Source organism: Verrucomicrobiota bacterium JB022, from assembly GCA_030673845.1.
Taxonomy (GTDB): domain Bacteria; phylum Verrucomicrobiota; class Verrucomicrobiia; order Opitutales; family Oceanipulchritudinaceae; genus WOUP01.
In genome coordinates this window covers 215,890-235,261 of sequence record JAUTCQ010000013.1, presented here as the reverse complement: position 1 = coordinate 235,261, position 19,372 = coordinate 215,890, and the positions used below count along the sequence as shown (strand labels likewise).

The 19,372-nt window shown below is 63.9% G+C and carries 10 protein-coding genes; 6 read left to right on the top strand and 4 right to left on the bottom strand.

The genetic code is table 11. The annotated features are described in order from the left end of the window. Positions 1-121 precede the first annotated feature (121 nt). From Q7P63_09845 to Q7P63_09830, 4 genes are all read right to left on the bottom strand, one after another. Entirely contained in the window at positions 122-616 is a 495-nt protein-coding gene (locus Q7P63_09845; protein MDP0500390.1) for a nuclear transport factor 2 family protein, read from the bottom strand. A 54-nt stretch (positions 617-670) separates the two neighbouring features. Then, positions 671-1,597 carry a hypothetical protein gene (locus tag Q7P63_09840; protein MDP0500389.1) on the bottom strand — a complete coding sequence of 309 codons (927 nt, stop codon included), beginning with the start codon at positions 1,595-1,597 and terminating at the stop codon, positions 671-673. 68 nt (positions 1,598-1,665) lie between these two features. Next, the gene (dnaN, locus tag Q7P63_09835; protein MDP0500388.1) at positions 1,666-2,796 is read right to left on the bottom strand and encodes a DNA polymerase III subunit beta; all 1,131 of its coding nucleotides are present in this window, start codon (positions 2,794-2,796) and stop codon (positions 1,666-1,668) included. A gap of 372 nt (positions 2,797-3,168) precedes the next feature. Beyond that, the gene (locus Q7P63_09830) at positions 3,169-3,585 is read right to left on the bottom strand and encodes a cytotoxic translational repressor of toxin-antitoxin stability system (GenBank protein MDP0500387.1); all 417 of its coding nucleotides are present in this window, start codon (positions 3,583-3,585) and stop codon (positions 3,169-3,171) included. 101 nt (positions 3,586-3,686) lie between these two features. Between Q7P63_09830 and Q7P63_09825 the strand changes: the two genes are divergently transcribed. From Q7P63_09825 to Q7P63_09800, 6 genes are all read left to right on the top strand, one after another. Beyond that, positions 3,687-4,811: a mechanosensitive ion channel family protein gene (locus tag Q7P63_09825; protein MDP0500386.1), complete on the top strand. Its 1,125-nt coding sequence runs from the start codon at positions 3,687-3,689 to the stop codon at positions 4,809-4,811. A 19-nt stretch (positions 4,812-4,830) separates the two neighbouring features. Further along, positions 4,831-7,734: a PD-(D/E)XK nuclease family protein gene (locus tag Q7P63_09820; protein ID MDP0500385.1), complete on the top strand. Its 2,904-nt coding sequence runs from the start codon at positions 4,831-4,833 to the stop codon at positions 7,732-7,734. Next, complete coding sequence (locus tag Q7P63_09815) at positions 7,734-10,844, top strand: UvrD-helicase domain-containing protein (protein ID MDP0500384.1); 3,111 nt, start codon at positions 7,734-7,736, stop codon at positions 10,842-10,844. Before Q7P63_09820 ends, Q7P63_09815 begins: the two co-directional genes overlap by 1 nt. A 220-nt stretch (positions 10,845-11,064) precedes the next feature. After that, positions 11,065-13,851: a response regulator gene (locus tag Q7P63_09810; GenBank protein ID MDP0500383.1), complete on the top strand. Its 2,787-nt coding sequence runs from the start codon at positions 11,065-11,067 to the stop codon at positions 13,849-13,851. Between the two features lie 614 nt (positions 13,852-14,465). Further along, entirely contained in the window at positions 14,466-15,413 is a 948-nt protein-coding gene (locus tag Q7P63_09805) for an efflux RND transporter periplasmic adaptor subunit (GenBank protein ID MDP0500382.1), read from the top strand. A 39-nt stretch (positions 15,414-15,452) separates the two neighbouring features. Then, on the top strand, positions 15,453-19,301 hold the full coding sequence (locus tag Q7P63_09800; protein ID MDP0500381.1) for an efflux RND transporter permease subunit: 3,849 nt from the start codon (positions 15,453-15,455) through the stop codon (positions 19,299-19,301). Positions 19,302-19,372 lie beyond the last annotated feature (71 nt).

Below are 19,372 nucleotides of genomic sequence, written 5' to 3'. Positions count from 1 at the left end.
ATTTTCTACGACCACCGGGTAAGCATGAAAGCGCGTTGTTAGCATGGACGTGGCCCAAATGCAAGCCGGTGATGCCGCGTAGCTTGACGTTGACGCGAAATTTCTCGCGTCTGCCTCATCTTCAGGCCTGCTTCTGGATCAATCGGATCAGCCCGCCGAGCCCTGGAATTTGCGCGTAGAAATGGCTGCCCGAGTCCCAGAAATCGTAGTGCAGCGCCACTCGACCGTCGCCGCCAAAGCGGACTTGCGACATTCCGACCGAGCGGGTGGTGTGGCGCCTGAAGAGCTTCCAGGTGATCGCCATCTCCCAGCGCACGTAATGATCGTGACCGTTAGTAATTACTTCCTGAAAGTCGACACGCACCGCTTCCGCTTTTTGGGCGGTCTTGGCAAAATAGTCGCGGATGTTCTCGTTGCCGACTTTGGTCGCCAGCGTGTCGTAAAGGATCGCCTCGGGCCCATAGACGTCGCAGGCCTGCGCGCGCACCTGGTCTGGCTTCAGATCGCGCATGAAGTCCTGAAAGCGCTCCATCGCCCGCTTGCTTTCGATGCTATGGGGTTGGAGGGTGCCGACTCGCTCTGGGGCGGTCAGCCGGAGCATTTCCGAGTAATCCATCGTGCAGCGTAGGCGAGTTGCGACGGGCCTTCCGCCCAAATCATGCCAACGGTCTTAATAGCGATGCGAACGGCCCAGATAGCCAAGCATCCACATCTCCGTCCAGATCCGGAAGCGACCGGCGGCAGTGATGCGGCCGACCATTTCTTCCTCTTCCTCGTCGTTGTTGAGGAAGCCGAGCTGGCGGTTGAGGCGTTCGAGCACGCGCTGGTCGTCGTTGATCACCAGCTGCGGGTCGACCTCGATCGGCACAAAGGGCCCGCCGTGGGCATCCATGCGCTCCAGGTGGCGCTTCCAGAGGCTCGCAAGGCTGCTTTTACCCGGGCGGCGCTCCAGGAGCCACTTTTCCGGATAAAAACCGCCGTAGGGCAGGAAAATGTTGTCGGTGATGATGCGCTCGCCGTCTTCCGTCACCGAGTGCAAGGCGTAGCAGGTGATGATCTGCTGGCGCACTGCCGGGATGAAGAGGATTTGCACGCGGATGCTGTCGTCCTCGTTGCGGTAGATCGACACGCGCCGCAGCTCGTGCTGCCCCGCCCGCGTCACCAGTGCGTCGGCGCGCTGCAGGTTGTGCTCGCGCAGCCAGTTGCGCAGCTCGATAAAGCGGGGTTGGCTGGGCCATTCGTCGCCCCGGCGATTGGGCTCGAAGCGCGGGAAGAGCGGGATCTCGCTGTGGCTGATCGCATTGATCGCCAACCAGTTATAGCCTGTCTCCAGCAGGAACCACACGAGGAAGCAGACCAGGAACAGCACCCAGAAGGGATAATCCTGCGTGAGGCTGAAGGTGAGAGAGGCGCCAAGCACGGCGATCGTGACCCAGCGCAGCCAGCGGGCAAATATCGCCAGCCCGGAGGCGCCGCTGAACTGCGAACGCTGAGCGAGCGAGTTGACCGCGATCATGACCAACACTTCGAGCGCCACCAGTGCGAGGGCGAGGCTGGTCCAGCCCCACTCCGGCACTGCATTGAGATCTAAACCCATGGGCTACAGGATACGGATACGAGCGCTCTTGGCAATGCCGGCGATTTCCTTCAGGCGGGGCCCGGTAATCAAGTCAGGCGCAAGGGCATGATCACACAGAGGAAGCTGTCGGGCGTACGGATTACGCCGGGGCTCAGCTCGTCCTTGAACTCGAAGATCACCTCGTCGCGGGTCAGCGCCTTGAGCGGCTCGATGATGTAGTTCGGGTTGAAGGCCACCGTTACGCCCGGGCCGTTGTACTCGACGAGCAGGGTGACGTTGGAATTGCCGAATTCGCTGCTTTCGCCCGTGATCTCCAGCGTGTTGTCGTGCACGTGGACTTTGATCGCGTGGTTCTTGTCCGTCGTGACGAGGGAAGCGCGGCGCACGCAGTTGAGGAACGACTCGCGGCTCACCTTGAGGTGCTGGTCGTTCTCCTTGGGGATCACCTGCCGGTAGTTGGGATACTTGCCCTCAACCACCTTGGATACGAGGTAGATGTTGTCCATCAGCCCCTTGTCGTCGTTCTCGGTGGCGCTGCTGATCTCGAAGGCGACCTGGCGATCGTTGAACGCGATGCGGACGGTTTCGCCCTGGCCGAGCAGGCGCTCCACTTCGGAAACGGTCTTGGCGGGCAGAATGAGACTGCCGGCGTTTTCCTCCGTCACTTCCAGCTCTTTGCTCACCACGGCGAGGCGGCGGCCGTCGGTGGCGGCGAGGGTCAGCTTGGCGTCCTCAAAATTGAAGTAGACGCCGTTCATGATGTAACGGGTCTCATCCGACGACTGGGCGTAGGAGACGCTCTTGAGCATGCGCTGCAGCTCGTCCTGGCGCAGGAGGAAGCTGTGCTGGTCGGCGAACTCGGGCAGCGGAGGGAACTCCTCCGAGCTGATGCCCATGATGCGGAAGGTCGAGGTGCCGGAGCTGATCTTGGCCTGCTGGTTGGAATAGGTCTCCACCTCCACGTCGAGGTTGGGCAGGTCGCGCACGATCGAGGCCAGCTTGCGAACGGGCAGGGTCAGCGTGCCCTTCTCGCTCACGTCGCAGCGGATCTGGCAGCGGATGCCAAGGTCCAGGTTCGTCGTGGTCAGCGTGATGTGGTCGTCCTCGGCATTGATGAGCACATTGCTGAGGATCGGCATGGTCGCGCGGGTGCCGACAACGTTTAGGACCTGTTGGAGGCCGCTGGTGAAATGGTCGCGGTTGATCTTAAACTTCATGCGGTCAACGACAATGGAGGGTAAAGGCGCAACGGGACAGGGGCAGGGCAACACCTGCTCGACGTCCTCACCATCATGACGAGGAGACAGGAGTGGCAAGCTTTTTGTTGCCGGACTCCGCTGGCGCTGAGCCCCGGCCAGTACTGGGGATTGGGTACTTATATTTAAAAGCTCTCTTCGTCTTCTTATGGGCTGTGAACAAGCGGGGATAACTCCAGAAGTGGTTTAAATACAAGGACTTTAAAACCGTACCCCGATGGGGATAACTGTACTCGTACTTTGCCAGCAGATTGGGGGTAAGAATAACTCACGAGTTATTCACACGTTGTACCCAGGATGTTATGCACGTTGTTACCCACACTGTGTGAGCAACTACCACTTGATCGTGGCCTCCAGGTACTTCCAGAAGCTGGCTTCCTTTTCGGCGAGGATTTCGTCCGTCAGCGGGCGATTGTTGCGGAAGAGAAAATCCGCGATCGTGTGCTGGTGGAGAATGTAGTGGGCGTAGAGCACGGAGCCCCGGACCTCGAAGTAGCAGCGGAATTCACCTGCCGAGAGGCGGTAGAAGGTTTTGCCGTCGCGGGAGAACTCGCGGATCTTCTCGCTGTGGCGCTTCAGGGCCTCCTCGTTGAGTTCGCTCATTTCGCTGACCATGCGCAACTGGTCGTCGACCGGCAGCTGGTTGAGCATCTTCATGGCTTGGTCGCTGAAAGTGACCTGGAAGAACCCGCTGGAGCGACGGCCAAGGGTCTGGTAACTCGATTGCGAAGGAGAATCGGACGTGGACATGATATTTTTGAAGCATAAGCGCCCGGGGCGGCTTCGCAAGTGCCGACGGCCGACGGCACAATTTCGTTGCCTAGGGGCCCGCCGCTTTTTGGATTTGCCCCATGGCTGTGTTTCTGGAGTGGGCGGTGGGCCCCTATACGGTGCGTGAGCTCTTGCTCAGCTTCATTTTCGTGCTGGCTGGCTTCGGCTTCCGCGGGCTCTTTACCAATGTCATCCTGCGGGGAGCCCGTCTCTTTACCAGCAAGACCAATAGCGACTACGACGACCGGCTGCTGACGGCGCTCGAAAAGCCGCTGGCCAACTTCATGCCGGTTTTCGGCATCTACCTGGCGATTGCGGTGCTGCCGCTCAGCGACGAGTGGTCCAACATCTCTAGCCTGCTTTTCCGCGGGGTTTCGATGGTCCTCTTCTTCTGGGGCCTCATCCGGGTGGTCGATGTGCTGATCGATGTGGCGATGACGGTGACCGGCGCGGGCGACAAGGGCCTGGCTGGCTTCGCTCCGCTGGTCAAGAAGAGCCTCCGCATCTTCCTCTGCGTCCTGGGAACCGTCATGGTGGTCGACAACCTTGGGTACGACATCGGGGGCATCCTCGCCACCCTTGGCATCGGCGGCGCTGCGCTGGCTTTCGCTTCCAAGGACACCATCGCCAACCTCTACGGCTCCATCGCGCTCGCGCTCGACCGGCCTTTCCGGGTCGGCGACTGGATCCAGGTGGGCAGCGAAGTCGACGGCGACGTGGAATCCATTGGCCTACGTTCGACGAAGGTCCGTACCTGGCCCAAGACCGTGATCTCGATCCCCAACAGCGTGCTGGCCAACGCGATGATCAACAACTGGTCGCGCATGCCCAAGCGCCGCGTGAAGCAGGTGATTGGCGTGACGTACGACACTTCGCCCGAGACGATGAACCAGCTGGTCGACGACATTCGCCAGCTCCTGCGGGAAGACGAGGGCGTGCAGCAAGACTTCATCCTCGTCAACTGGACCGATTTCGGCGCTTCCAGTCTCGATATCCTCGTGTATTATTTCACCACCACGATTGCTTGGGTCGAGCACATGAACGTGCGCCAGCGGATCAATACCAAGATAGCGCAGGCGGTGACCAAGCGCGGCAGCAGTGTCGCCTTTCCCACCCGCACGCTTCACCTCGCGGGCGACGAATGGCAGCGCCTCAACCAGGGCCAGCCTTTACCTGGCGACGGTGGCCCGCAGTTCCCCAACTAGACTTCGCCTCTCTATATAGATGGAGACCTCCACCGCATTCTATGCCGCTCATCACGCCGACGACCTTTGGCCGGTGGTGGAGGCGTGGTGCCGTCTCTATCGCCTGAGCCTCGCCCCGCCCAAGAGGCCCGATGTGGTGGTGGCACCCTCGCGCGCGCTCTCCGCTGCGCTCAAGACGCGCCTGCTCGATGCAGGGGTGGGCACGGTGGGCCTGCAATTCTGGACCCCCTCCGACCTGCGCCGCCACCTCGTGCGTGCGCGGTACGAGGGGCGCAAGCTGGCTACGCGGGAAGACCTCCAGTTGCTCGCCGCCCTGGCCCGCCCGGAGCTGCCGGCAGACGCGGTCGAGGGCATCCCGCCCTCACCGGACGCCTGGTTGACCGCCTGGGACGAATTGGCTTCGGCCGGTTGGGGCGCGGAGGCGTTTTCCATCCCGTTTGCACAGCAGTGGACGGAGCGTTTTGAGAAGCTTTTGGACAAGATCGGCCTGCTCACCACCCCCAAAGCGGAGGTGGCCTTTGCGGAGGAACGCCCGGCGGAGCCTCGCCTCGGGCGCGTCTTGCTGGTGGGGTTCGGGCCGGGGCATCACCGTTGGCAGACGCTGTTGCGCGGGGCCGTTCGGCAGGCCCAGGACGTGACTTTTGTCTTTCCACGCCCGGCGGAGACCACGTGGGGGCAGGTCTGGTGGAGCTTGTGGGAGTCGTTGGCGGGCGAGCCGAGCGTGATCGAAACCGGCGAGGCCCGTACCAGTCCTCTCACCCCGCTGGTCGAGGCCTTGGAAACGAGCGGACGCCTTACCACCACCGTGCCGTTGGAGCTGAACGTCGCCCGCAGCCTCAGTCAGGAGGCCGATCTGGTGGCGCGTCAGGTGGTCGCGGCCTTGGCCGAGCCGGAAGCGGAGCGCATCGGCGTGCTGCTGCCCAATACGCAGGGCCTCGCGCGATTGGTCGCCCAGCGTCTGCAAGATCTCCAGATCCCGCACCACGACACGTTTGGCTTTTTTGCGGCCGCGAGTGCCGAGCAGCGTCTCTTCAACCACTGGGTGGCCTGGCAACAGGACCGTCGGGTCGATGACGCCTACGCGTTTTTCCGCCTCTTGGCCGACCTCGGGAAGTTCGATCCCGTGGTCCTCAAGCGCGCGCACCGGGGCTGGGAAAACGCCATCGAAGCCCTCATCAGCGACGACTTTGCCGTGACGCTGGAATGGCTGCGCCTGCGCGGTAACGACCAGACGCTGCTGGATGCGCTCGACGGGTGGGCCTTGCTCGAGAATCAGGCGACCTGGGCCCGTTACGTCGAGCTGTCGACGGCGGCCTTGCAGCAACTGGGTTGGGCGCAGGGGTTGGAAAAGCTTTCGACGGCCTGCGAGGAGCTGCGCCAGCTCGAAGAGCCATGCCCGCGCGACACCTTCCTGCGCTGGCTGGCGGAGACGCTGCGGACGCCGGGCCGGCAGCGGCAAGCCTTGGGCCGCGATGCTTTTGCGCGCGTCCAGCTACTGGATTACCGCGAGGCGGGCGGGCAGGTGTTTAGCCACGTGATCCTCGCCGGGCTTTCCGACGGTCAATGGCCGCCGCAGGAGCGCGAGGCCGCGTTTTTAACCGATGCGGACCGCCAGCGCCTCAACCAGGAGGTGGTAAGCATGGGCCGGGCGGGCGAGGGCCAGCTCGCGCTATTGGGCGACCGGGGCTATTTGCCGACCTTTGGTGAGCGTCGGGTGTTGGCGCGCGAGGGCTTGCTGGAAGTGCTGCGCCATACGACTGTAAGTGCCTACGCCAGCTGCACCGTGCACCGCGACCGCGAAGTGGGCGAGCCGCTGCAGCCGGGCGAACTCTTTTGGGAGCTTGTCTACGCCCAGGAAGGCCGCTTGTGGGAAGATGCCGAGGTGAACCGCCAGCAAGGCACGACCGCCCGCCGCTGGCTGGAGCCGTTGCTGGGTCATGGCCCCGAGCCGGTGGTCGAGTTGGCCCCGGTGGCGGCCACGCAGGCCGCTCAGGTGGCCCGGCTGCGGATGGATACGCCGTTTGGCGAGTGGGACGGTGGCTTCGCGCGCCCGCCGCAAGAGCCGCTGGTGTTGAGTGCGCGCGATTGGGAGAAGGTGCTGTCGGCGCCCGCTCAGGTCTGGATGCAATCGGTCCTTGGGCTGGAGGCGAAGGGCCACTACCGCGAGCGGGCCGACGAGGGCCTTGCGCGAGGCATCTGGGTGCACCGCTGGCTGGAGCAGGGAGTCGATGCGGCCAAGGACGCGCCCGATTTTTCCGCTCAGTTGCCCGAGCGCGTGCGTACCTTGGCGGAGCAGGAACGGGTGTTCGTCGAGCAGGCTTGGCAAAAGGTGCACCGCCCGCGTCCTGAGCTGTGGCCGTCGGTCTGGCAGGAGGCGCTTCGGATTGCCGCCTACTGCGCGGGCTTGGTGGCTTCGATTGGCGGCGATTGGCGGGCGCGGCCCGAGTTTCGCCTGCCCGACGGCAGCGCAGCGGTGCTCGCGGGCCATCGCCTGCAGATCACGGGCAAGGTCGACTTGATCCTCGAGCGGCAGAGCGCGAGCGGTCCGGAATACTGGATCGTGGATTACAAAACGGGCAACCGTGCCGCGCTCAAGGCCAGGCAAGCCGTCCAGGGCGATAGCCTGCAACTGCTGCTCTACGCGCTGGCGATGCCGCCGGCGGTCGGGCCCACGCGGGTTTCGCTGCTCTCGGAGCAGGTCTCCGACGTGGTGCAGATCCATACCGGCGAGCTGGAAGACCTTGCGCCGGTCCTTGAAACGCTGGCCGCGATCCAACGCACCGGCACTTTCGGCTTCACGGGCCCGGTGCGGGCGCGCTGGGGCTTTGCCGAGCCTTACCCGTTCGCCCTGCTGCCGCTGCCACCCTGGGTGGTGCAGGCCAAATGGACCCTCACGCACCCCAACCTCGCCTGCCCCGCCTGATGTTGCCGCTTGTCGACCAATCCGCGCGCGACCGCTTTGTGGCGGAGCACGCCCGCAATTTTTCCGTGTTGGCCCCGGCGGGGGTCGGCAAGACGACTTCGATCGTCAACCGCATCGTGGCGCTGGCCGAGCAGGCGGCCCGCGAAGGCCAGTCGTTGCGCGACCTCGTGGTGGTGACGTATACCCGGCAGGCGGCGGACGAGATGTACCAGCGCGCCAAGTATGCGCTCGTCGAGCGTGGATCCGGCCCGCGTGCGCTGGGTGAGCTGGGGCAGGCGTTTTTCGGCACGATCCATAGCTTTTGCCTGCGTCTGGTGCAGCTCCACGGATGGCGGCTCAACCTCCCGGCTCAACTGGAGATGGAGGCCGAGAGCGAGGAGCTGTGGGAGACGTTTCGCCGTGAGGTGGCCGGGCTGCTGGAGCCTGCCCCGGAGGCCTGGCGCGCGCCCTTGGCAGCGCTCGGAGCCGTGTCGGAGGTGTTTGGGCTCGCGCCGAAGCTGCCGCCGGAGGTGCTGGCGCTTTCGCCCGATCCCGTTGCGGCTCTGCAACAGCTCGGCGCGCCGCCGCCCGTCGACTTGCAGGAGGTGATGGCGGCCGGGGGGCGTGGCAAAAAGGAGACGCAGGAGGCCTACAAGCAGCAGTTGCGAGCCTGGCGTGAGGGCTGGCTGGAGCTGTTGGCGCACCCGGAGACGCCGCCCGGCGAGGCTCCGTCGCTACCCTTGCCGGAGGTATCGAGCGGCGGCAGCGAGATCGTGGGCGCCGCCCGTGCGGCCTGTGCTCCCTTGCAGGGCTGGTACACGGAGGCGGTCTTTCAACTCGCGGTGTTGCTGGCGCGCCGTTTTCAGGCCTTCAAGCTGGCCCGAGGCCGCGCGAGCTTCGACGACGCCATTTCGCTCGCCTTCCGGCTCGTGCGTCACCCGGAGACGGTCAAGGAGATCCGCCAGCAGGGCCTGCGGGTGCTGCTAGACGAGGCGCAGGACACCGACCCGCTGCAGTTCCGCATCCTCACCGAGATTACCCGCGCGCCCGACGCTACCGATTGCTGGGCCGACGGAGCAGGGCAGGGGCCGCGCGCCGGCTTTTTCTGCATGGTGGGCGACCCGCAGCAGAGTATTTACAGCGACCGGGCCGACTTGGGCTTCTACCGCGCGCTGCACCGTCGCCTGCTCGACGACGGGGGCGAGGAGCTGCGTTTTGAGGTGACGATGCGCTGCCAGCAAACGGTGGTCGACAGCCTGAACGCTCTCTTGCCGCTCGTTTTGGCGGGTGGCGACGAGCCGGGCAGTCAGGTGCCTTACATCACGCTGCACGCCCGCCCGGACGCGGACGAGGGGCAGGTCGTGCGGCTGGAACTCGCGGCGCCGGAAGACGAAAAGCCGGACCTGGAGCGCGATTACGCCCGGGCGCTGGTGGACCGGCTGGAAGGGGTGGGGCTCGAAGCATGGCGGGCGCGCAGTTGGAGCCAGGTGGCGATCCTGTGCCCGCGCAACGAGTGGCTGACCCCCCTCTCTCGCGAGCTGAAGCACCGGGGGTTGCCCGTGCAGCTACTCACCACGCGCCTGCAACGCCGCGATCAGCCCGCGTGGGCGTGGACGGTGGCCGCGCTCGAAGTGCTGGCCGATCCAGACAACGCGTTTGAGATGTACGGCCTGCTGCGCGAAATCCTCGGTTTTTCGGACGACGCGATTGCGACCTACACCCGCCGCTTCCGCCGCAACGGCACTTGGCCCGCCGTCCACCCGCTGAGCCTGCAGGCACCGCAGCCGTGGATCGGTCACCCGGTGGGCAAGGTATTGGAGGCGCTGCGGCAGCGCTGGCAAGAGCTGGAGGAAGCGCCGCTTTATGTGCGGGTGCGCCGCTGGCTGGAGGGCCTGCAACTGGTCGAGCGGCTGGCTTCGCTGCCGGAATCGGTGGCGGGGGAGGCCGAGGCCGTCGTGCAGGCGATCTTGCGCCAGTCGGCAGAGGCCGAAGAGCAGCGCGTGACCTTGCCCGAGTGGGTGGCGAAGTTGCGCAGCTGGGTCGAGCGTACCGCGGTTGAGGCGGGAGAAGAGCTGACCGCCTGCAATCTGCTGACCTGCTTCAAGGCCAAGGGGCTGGGCTGGGACGCCGTGGTGCTGCCATATTTTTTCCGCCCCATCGGCTTCATGGAAGACCGCTTCCCCCGCGTGCTCTGGGATTCGCGGGAGGGCGCGCAGGTGGCGCTGACCAAGCACTGGCAGCCGGATAACTGGAAGGACGACAAGAACCTGCGTCGCGAGCGCGAGCTGGAGCGCTTGCTGTATGTCGCCTGCACCCGTGCGCGCCAGACGTTGGTCTTTGTCGACGACGAGGCGTGGATGAAAAAGCCCGACCGTTCGCTCGGCGCCCTGCTACGCGTGCCCTTGGGGGGCGAAAACCGGAAGCTCTGGCAGGCTTTGCCGACGGAATTGGCGGCGGTGGCCGAAGCTGCCCCGCCGCGCGTCGCGCCCACCCCAGCCCCGGAGCTGCCCGAGGTGTCCTTTGAGCTGGAACAGGCCCGGGCGGCGGCCGCAGAGGGGTGGCAGCGGACTTTACCCAGCTCGCTGGCCCACCATGCGGCCCCCGAGGAGACGCGGCGCGAGCGGCGGGTGGCCAACGATTTCGACGAAGAAACCGCCACCGTGCCCTTCGACCCAACGGCCTACGGCAACTGGTGGCACGAGACGATGGAGCATACGCCGTGGGAGCAGGCGCGGGAGGCCTGGCGGGCACATTGGGAGGGCTGTTTGCCCGCCTGCCCGGATGCCGAGCGGGGCCAACGCGAGCTGGAATTGCTGGAGCAGAGCGACTTTGCGACCTTGCTGGGCGACCGCCCGCGTCAGGTACGCTGCGAGGTGCCCTTCCTCGACCCCGCCGACGGGGGGATCGCGATGGAGGGGATCATCGACTGGCTGGGCTGGCTGGAGGAGCCGGACGAATTATTGCTCGTCGATTGGAAGACGGATCTCACTGCGGGCGAAGGATCCGATCTAATAGAGCGTTACGGTCCGCAAATTCGCGCTTATCTTGCTGGCTTGCAAAGGCATGGCGGCGCGGCGCTCCACGCGTGCGTTTACAGTACCCGACTGGGCCGTTTGATGAAAGTTCAGTAACGTAATAGCGTATATCTTGCTTTTGGGTAAGCTGTTTCACTATAAAGTATAAGTATTTGCTGCGTTTTCAGCAAATGTAGGGTAAAACCACTGATTATTTCTCACCTCCGGCTTTATTGGGCACGGATCGAAACGATCTTATCTTTTGGTGGGCCGCCTCTTACCTCATGCCATAGCACTCGGGATCCTCTACTGGTTGGTAGGGACGGCTAGCCTATGGTTGACGATCCCGCAGGGGCTGCTCGGCATTGCCAACCTGCCTTCGCCTTTCTGGCCGGCGGCTGGCATCGCCTTGATCGGCGTGATGCGCTATGGCTACGGCATCCTGCCGGGCGTGTTCCTGGGGCAGTTTCTGGTCAACATCACCAACATCCCCTCGCGGTGGCAGGAGAGCCCGTGGGATTACTTTCTGGAATACGCGCTGATGGCCCTCGGGCCCGTCGTGATGATGGCCGCCATCTACGCCTGGACGCGGCCCCTGATGGTCAAGGGCGGTCGTCTCAGCAACCCGAAGGACTGGCTGGAACTCTACTTCAAGGCCGGGCCCGGCGGCGGTCTGATCAGCTGTACCTGGGTGGCCGTCGTGCTCATGGTCTTCAACCGCTCGGGCGTGACGCTGCACTTCTGGAACGTGTGGTGGGTAGGCGATACGATGGGTCTGGTGGCGTTGCTGCCGCTGGCGGTGATCCTCAGCCGCACGCCGCGCAACGAATGGGCCACCCGGCTCTTGTCGTTCGGCAGTCTCCTCAGCGGGGCAATCCTCATCGTGACACTCGTTTTTGCGATCTACTGCCGCCAGCATGTGGAGCGGCAGGAGGCCTACTACGCGAGCGAGATGCGCCTGATCGAGAAGGGCCTGCAGCAGCGCCTCGACAATGCCGCGCAAGACCTCCAGCTGCTCGCCCGGCACTACGCCGTAAACCATGAGCTGCCGCCGGAGCTGTTTCGCAATCTGGCGACCGACATCCATCAATCGGTGCGCGATGTGCAGGCGGTGACGTGGATGCCAATCGTCGCACCAGACGGTGTCGAGGCTTTTGAGGCGGAGGAGCGCGCCCTCTATGGGCGCCATTACCGTATTTATATCCGCCCGCAGGACGAGGCCGCCGCTGCTGCTTCTCCGGTGAAGGCACATGTGCCGATCGCCTATACCTACCCGCTCGACGGCAACATGGCTTCTCTCGGGCTGGACGTGTTGCACCACCGGGAGGCGGGCGAAGCCATTTTTGGCACTTTGGTGGCGGGCGAGTCGCGCATGTCTCCTCCGATGGAGCTGGTGCAGGAGCGTGACGGGCGACGTGGGGCGGTGATTTACCTTGCGACCGAGGCGGTGCCCGACCTGGCGGAGCTGAACGAGATGCCGACGGGCCGGGTGGCGCTCTTTTCTGTCGTGCTGCGGATCGACGACGTGTTGCTCGGCCTGTTGAAGGAACGCCCCGAGCAGGGCTACCGCGTCATCGCCTACGATGTGACGGATCGAAAGTCGCCCATCCTGCTCTCGGCCGTGATGCCGGGCGAGGTACTGCCGCTGGAGAGCCAGCCTGCGCCGGCGGAGTGTCGTAGCGCCTATTGCAACTGGGTCGAGATCACCAGCTCGGGCCGCACCTGGGGCCTGATGCTCGATGGCGAGATGCCCGACATCCCGTGGTTTGAAGAGTCGATCCCTTTGACGATCACTTTGGGCAGCGTGGGCTTTACCACGCTGCTTTCGCTGCTTTGCCTGGCCATGTTCCAGCGGCACGAGGCCATCCAGCACGAGGTGCGGCAGCGCACCCAGCAGCTGGCCGAAGCCAAGGAAAAGGCCGAGCAGCTGACTCAGGCCAAAGGCACCTTCCTGGCCACCATGAGCCACGAGATCCGCACTCCGCTCAACGGCATCATCGCCACGAGCGAGCTGTTGCGCGAGTCCGACCTGCGCGCCACGCAGCGCGAGTACGCCGACATCATCCACCAGAGCTCGAACGTCCTGCTGGCGATCATCAACGACATTCTCGACTACAGCAAACTGGAGGCAGGCAAGCTGGAGCTGGACGAGCGGCCCTTCATGCCGGGTGATCTGGCGCGTCAGATTGCCTCGATCTTTACCGTCAACGCCCGCCAGCGTGGCCTCGCCTTCAATCTCGAACTGCCGGCCCCGGCGGACGACCACGTGGCGCTGGGAGATCCCGCCCGGATCAGCCAGATCGTGATCAACCTGTTGGGCAACGCCCTCAAGTTCACGCCCTACGGCTTCGTGGCCCTGCGCTGCGTACTGGAACGGCCCACGCGTGGCCGTATCCGCATTGTCTATGAGGTGCAGGACTCCGGTCTCGGCATCCCGCAGGAGCAACAGGGCAAGCTGTTCCAGGCCTTCCAGCAGGCGCACCGCGCCAATAGCAGCGAAGGGACCGGCCTCGGCCTCGCGATCTCGCGCCAGATCGCGGAGGCGATGGACGCGCGCCTGTGGTTCGAGAGCGAAGAGGGCAAGGGCACGAGCTTTTTCTTTGAGGTGGAGCTGCCGGAGGGCCCGCCAATGGACGCTTCCGAGGTGGAGTCGACGGTCGAGCGCCTGCAGCAGCTGAGCCTCGCACGGATGCAGGAAGCGCCGGCGATTCCGCCCATCATGGTCGAGGCACCTTCGGCCAACGGCCACGCCCGGGGCTGCGTCCTCGTGGTGGAAGACAACCAGGTCAACCAGCGCGTCGCCACTTTGATCCTGAACAAGCTCGGCTACAGCGTGGACATTGCGCGCAGCGGCCGGGAAGGGATCGAGCGCTGGAAGGAAGGCCGCCACCAGCTGATGCTGCTCGACTGCCAGTTGCCGGACATCGACGGCTTTGAAGTGGCCCGCCGCATCCGCAAAGAGCACGACCCTGAACACCTGCGCCCGATCGTCGCCATGACGGCCCACCGCCTGGAAGGCGATCGCGACCGCTGCCTCGCCGTGGGGATGGACGACTATATCAGCAAGCCCGTGCAGATCGAAACGCTGCGCCAGCTGCTGGAAAAGTGGATCCCGGCTTACTAGAGCCGTTGTCGTAAAGGAGCCTCGCTGCGCTTCATCCAGGCGCGTTCAGAGCCCAGGGCCGTTTTAGAGGGCTTTTGCGCTACTGCCTTGGGTGCTCTCGGCATCCCCATCGTCTCGTGGCAGTCGGAGATTTGCACGCACCCGCCGTGCCTCGATTCTCCGGCTTTAAAATTAAGAAGGCTGGTAGTCTACCCCTAGACTACCAGCCATTATTTTCTATTTCACTACTCCTTATATGTTACCCCAAAACTCCCTTACGGGAAATTTCTTGATGCTTAACCTACATGATAGATCGTCCTGTGCAAGGCTTATTTTAGAAAATCTGCGTTTTTTTGTTTTTTCCTGCGTGGAAGCCGCGCTGGGCTTCAAGAAGCATGACGGTACCACGAACTGCTTGCACTTTCTCGGTCTCTACCATTGATTTTTCCCCGGCTCGTCCTATCCTCGGTGATTCAAACGATCATTTGTTTCAAACTAGTATGAAGGCTCGCATCTCTTCAAACCGTGTCTTGTTGGCTGTCGCTGGCCTTGCCTTGACTTTATTGTATGCCGGTTGCGGTGGGGGAGCCCCTGCCGCAGAAGGTCCACTGGGCGATACCCAAGCTCCTCCCATCATGAAGGTAAAAGTGGTGGAACTGCAAGCCGAAGAAATCGCCCGTGAAATCCGCGCCGCTGGTTACACTGCGGCTAATCGCGCGGTGACCATCCGGGCGGAGACGCCGGGGCAGGTCCAGGAGACGCCGGCGGCCGAAGGCTCCCGCGTCGAGGCGGGCACCGTGCTCGCCCGGCTTTCGCCCGAAGATCGTGCGGCCCGTGTGGCGCGCGCAGAGGCTTCGCTGGAGCAGGCCCGCTTGCAATACGAGGCCTCCCAGCGGCTGGCCGAGCGTTCGTTGACGGCGGAGTCTGGTGTGGCGCAGGCGCGGGCGACCTTCCGCCAGGCGCAGCAAGAGCTGGAGGCGCTGCAGCTCGACCTCGGCAAGACGACGGTCAAGGCTCCCTTCGCCGGCATCTTTCAGGAGCGCTTTGTCGAAGTGGGCGACTACGTGGGCGTGGGCGATCAGGTGGCCCAGGTGCTCGAGCTCGACCCCATTGTGGTGCGTGGCGAAGTGACGGAGCTGCAGATCAATCAGGTGCACGAGGGCGAGTCGGCCGCAGCGGTGCTGCCCGGCGGACGCCGCGTGCAGGGCGAGATCACGTATGTCTCGGCCCTCGCCAATGCGCAGACCCGCACCTTTACGGTCGAGCTGACGGTGCCGAATTCCGACCTGCGCATCCCCGCCGGCCAATCGGCCGAAATCGTGATCGAGACCGATCGGGTGCCCGCCCACCGCGTCTCCATCGCCTACGTGTCGATCGACGACGACGGGCGCTTCGGCGTCAAGTACGTCGACGACGAGCAGCGGGTGCGCTTCGTCGAGGCCGACCTCGTCCGCTCCACCCCCGATGCGATCTGGGTCACGGGCCTGCCCGACCAGATCCAGCTTATCACCTCGGGCCAAGGGTTCACCAAGGAAGGTGACCTCGTAGAGCCTGAGGCGGAAAATACCGCCTTTCTTCAATAGGGTCTCATCTCGCCCGCTCGCCGGGCCTACCTCGCTCCTATGAACCAGATAATTTCAGGCGTCCTCTCGCGTGGGCGCACGGTGATGCTCGTCTTCCTGCTGGTCCTCGTGGCCGGTACCATTGCCTACGTCTCCATTCCCAAGGAGTCGCAGCCCGACATCACGATCCCGATCGTATACGTCAGCATGCACCACGAGGGCATCTCGCCCGAAGACGCGGAGCGCATGCTGATCCGGCCGATGGAAAAAGAGCTGCGCGGCATGGACGGGCTCAAGGAAATGACCGCCACCGCCTACCAGAGCGGTGCCAACGTCATGCTCGAATTCCAGGCCGGGATGGACATCGACACCGCCCTGCAGGACGTGCGGGAGGCGGTCGACATCGCCAAGGCCGAGCTGCCGGAAGAGACCGACGAGCCGACGGTCAACGAAGTCAACCTCGCCCTCATGCCCGTGGTCGTGGTCTCGCTCTCCGGCAACATCCCCGAGCGCCAGCTCGTCCGCACGGCCAAGGACTTGCGCGACGCGATCGAAGGCATTTCCGAAGTGCTCGAAGTCGACATCGGCGGCCTGCGCGAAGAAGTGGTCGAGATCGTGGTCGATCCGCTGATGTTCGACACCTACCAGCTCAACCTCAACGAAATCGGCCAGGCCGCTTCGCGCAACAACGTGCTGGTGGCTGCGGGCGACCTCGACAGCGGCACGGGCCGGCTGCCGGTGAAGGTCCCTGGCCTCTTCGAGGCGCCGGAGGAGTTTTTCAATCTGCCGATCAAAACGGTGGGCGATACGGTGATCCGCGTGCGCGACATCGCCACGGTGCGCCCGACTTTCAAGGACCCGGACGGCTTTTCGCGCCTCAACGGGCAGCCCGCGCTCAACCTCTACGTGAAAAAGCGCGTGGGCGAAAACCTCGTCAGCGCGGTCGACCAGGTGCGTGAGGTAGTGAAGCAGGAGAGTGCGCGTTGGCCCGAAGGCATGGAGGTCACGTTTTCGCAAGACCAGTCCGACGACATCCGCAGCATGTTGCTCGATCTGCAGAACAACGTCATCAGCGCGATCCTGCTGGTGATGGTGGTGTGCATCATCGCGCTCGGCATCCGGGGCGGTCTGCTGGTGGGCATCGCGATCCCCGGTTCGTTCCTCGCTGGCATTCTCATCCTTTATTTCATGGGGCTAACGGTCAATATGATCGTGCTCTTCTCGCTGATCATGGCGGTGGGGATGCTCGTCGACGGCGCCATTGTGGTGACGGAGCTGGCCGACCGGAAGATGAACGAGGGTCTGCACCGCAAGGAGGCCTACGCCATCGCCTCTCAACGCATGGCCTGGCCGATCATTTCCTCGACCGCCACGACGCTGGCCGCCTTCATGCCGCTGCTCTTCTGGCCCGGCATCGTGGGCGAGTTCATGAAGTTCCTGCCCATCACGCTCATCGCCACACTCTCGGCTTCGCTCGTGATGGCCCTTATTTTCGTGCCGGTGATGGGCTCCTTCTGGGGTAAGCCCGGCCCGGCCAGCGAGGCGCAAATGAAGTCGCTCGCGGCGGCGGAGGGTGGCGACATCCTCTCCATCGGCGGCCTCACGGGCACCTACGTGCGCGTGCTCAATCGTGCGCTGCACCACCCGGTCAAGATCCTGTTCGGCATGATCCTGCTCTTCCTGCTGGTCATTCCGATCTACTTTACCTTTGGCAAGGGCGTGGAATTCTTCCCCAACGTCGACCCGGAGACGGCGACGATCAAAGTCCGTACGCGCGGCAATCTTTCGATCGACGAGATCGACCGCCAGGTGCAGGAAGTGGAGCGCCGGATCGCGCAAGTGCCCGGCATCGAGTCGGTGGTGGCCCGCTCTGGCATCAGCCTCACGGGCGACGGCGTCACGGAAGACACCCACGGCCTCATCCAGCTCAATTTCCTCGATTGGGACCAGCGCCAGACCGGCTTTGCCCTCCTGCGCGAAATCGAGCTGCGCTCCAACGGCATTACGGACTTTGCCTACGAGACGATCCCCGCCGCCGAGGGCTACGACCTTGGCTTGGCGGTGCGCAGCCGCGTGCCGCTGGGCGGTACCCGCCTCGAGCGCAACCTGCAAGGGCTGGTCGACCGTATCGCGCTGGTGCGCCCGGTGGCAGGCTCTCTGATCGAAAGCGGCTCTCAGTTGCAGACGGGCGAAAAGATGATCGGCGACATGACGCTGATCCCTGGCGTAGTCGACAACCGTAACTTGCTCGAGAAGATGATGAGAAAGCCGATTGTGCCTCCTGCCAAGGAAGGTGAAGAGGCGTCTCCGCCGCCCACCTACACCTGGGCGCAGCTCAAGGAAGCGGCCCGCGAGGTGATGGAAGAGCGCGAGAACCTCTCGATTTCCTTTGTGGAGCCGGAAGGCGAAGCGGCGCGCGGCCACATCCGCGTCGTCCGCACCGATAAGGGCGGCTCGCTGCAGAGTGATGGCGCAATTCTTAAAGACCTGAAGGCTGCGCTGGAGAAGACGGACGAGATCCGCTTCGTCTCCTACCGCATGGGCCCGGTGCCGGATGGCGGCCTGTTGGAAGAAAATACCTTGGTCGGCCGCGTTTACCTGAACTTTGGCGACGGCGTTTCCGGGCAGCAGGCCCAATGGGAGAGTATCTTGGCCAACGTAAAGCCCTTCCTCGTGGGCATCCCCGGGGTGGTGGTGGAGCAACAGGCGGCCGAGGCCGGCCCGCCCCAGGGCAAGGACGTGCAGATCGAGCTTTCCAGCCACAGCCCCGAGCTGCTGGAACAGGCCGTGCGCACCGTGCGCGGCATCCTCGAAACGACCGAGGGCCTGAAAGACGTGGACGACAGCCGCCCGGTGCCCGGTGTGGAGTGGCAGGTGTTGGTCGACCGCTCGGAAGCCGCCCGTTACGGGGCCGACATCGCGACGGTGGGCAGCTACGTGCAGTTTGTTACCAATGGCCTCATGCTGGGCACTTACCGCCCGGATTATGCCGACGACGAGGTCGATATCCGCGTCCGCTTCCCCGAAGGCAACCGCCACTTGACCGAGATCGGCAACCTCAAGGTGACGACCACCCAAGGCGTCGTGCCGCTCAAGAACTTCGTCGATTTCGCCCCGGCGGAGAAAGTCGGCCAGATCGAACGCGTCGACGCCCGCCGGGTGCTCCGCGTGACCGCCAATGTCGATGAGGGCTACCTGACCGACACGAAGGTGCGCGAGCTGCAGGACTGGGCGCAGAACTACGACATCCCGGAGGGCCTCAGCGTGCGCTTCCGCGGCCAGAACGAAGACCAGGCCGAGTCGATGGCGTTCCTCTCGCAGGCCTTCCTCGTCGCCATGGCGATCATGTTCATCATCCTCGTCACGCAGTTCAACAGCATCTACCAGTCGCTGTTGATCCTGCTGGCGGTGTTGTTTTCGACCATCGGGGTGTTCCTCGGCCTGCTCATCACGCACCAGCCCTTTGGCGTGGTCATGAACGGCATCGGGGTCATCGCGCTGGCGGGTATCGTGGTCAACAACAACATCGTGCTCATCGACACCTTCGACAGCCTGCACAAACGCGGCCTCCACAGCTTTGAGGCGGCGCTGCGCTGCTGCGCGCAACGTTTGCGCCCGGTGATGCTGACGACCGTGACGACGATTCTCGGCCTGATGCCGATGGTGCTGAAGCTCAATATCGACTTCGTGAACTTCAAGGTCAGCTACAACGCGCCGTCGAGCCAATGGTGGGTGCAGCTTTCGACCTCGATCGCCTTCGGCCTGGCCTTCGCCACCGTGCTGACGCTCGTACTGACGCCCTGCCTGCTGGTGCTCGGTGCCCGCCTCAGCGGCGAAATCTCGCGCGAAGAGCACCTCGAACAGCAACGCCTCGAAGGCGGGCCCCGCCGCGTCGAAATGCCGGATTGATCCGGGCGATAGTTTACCACTTCAGGCGGCTTCGGAGACGGAGTCGCCTTTTTCTTGGGCGACGGCCCGAA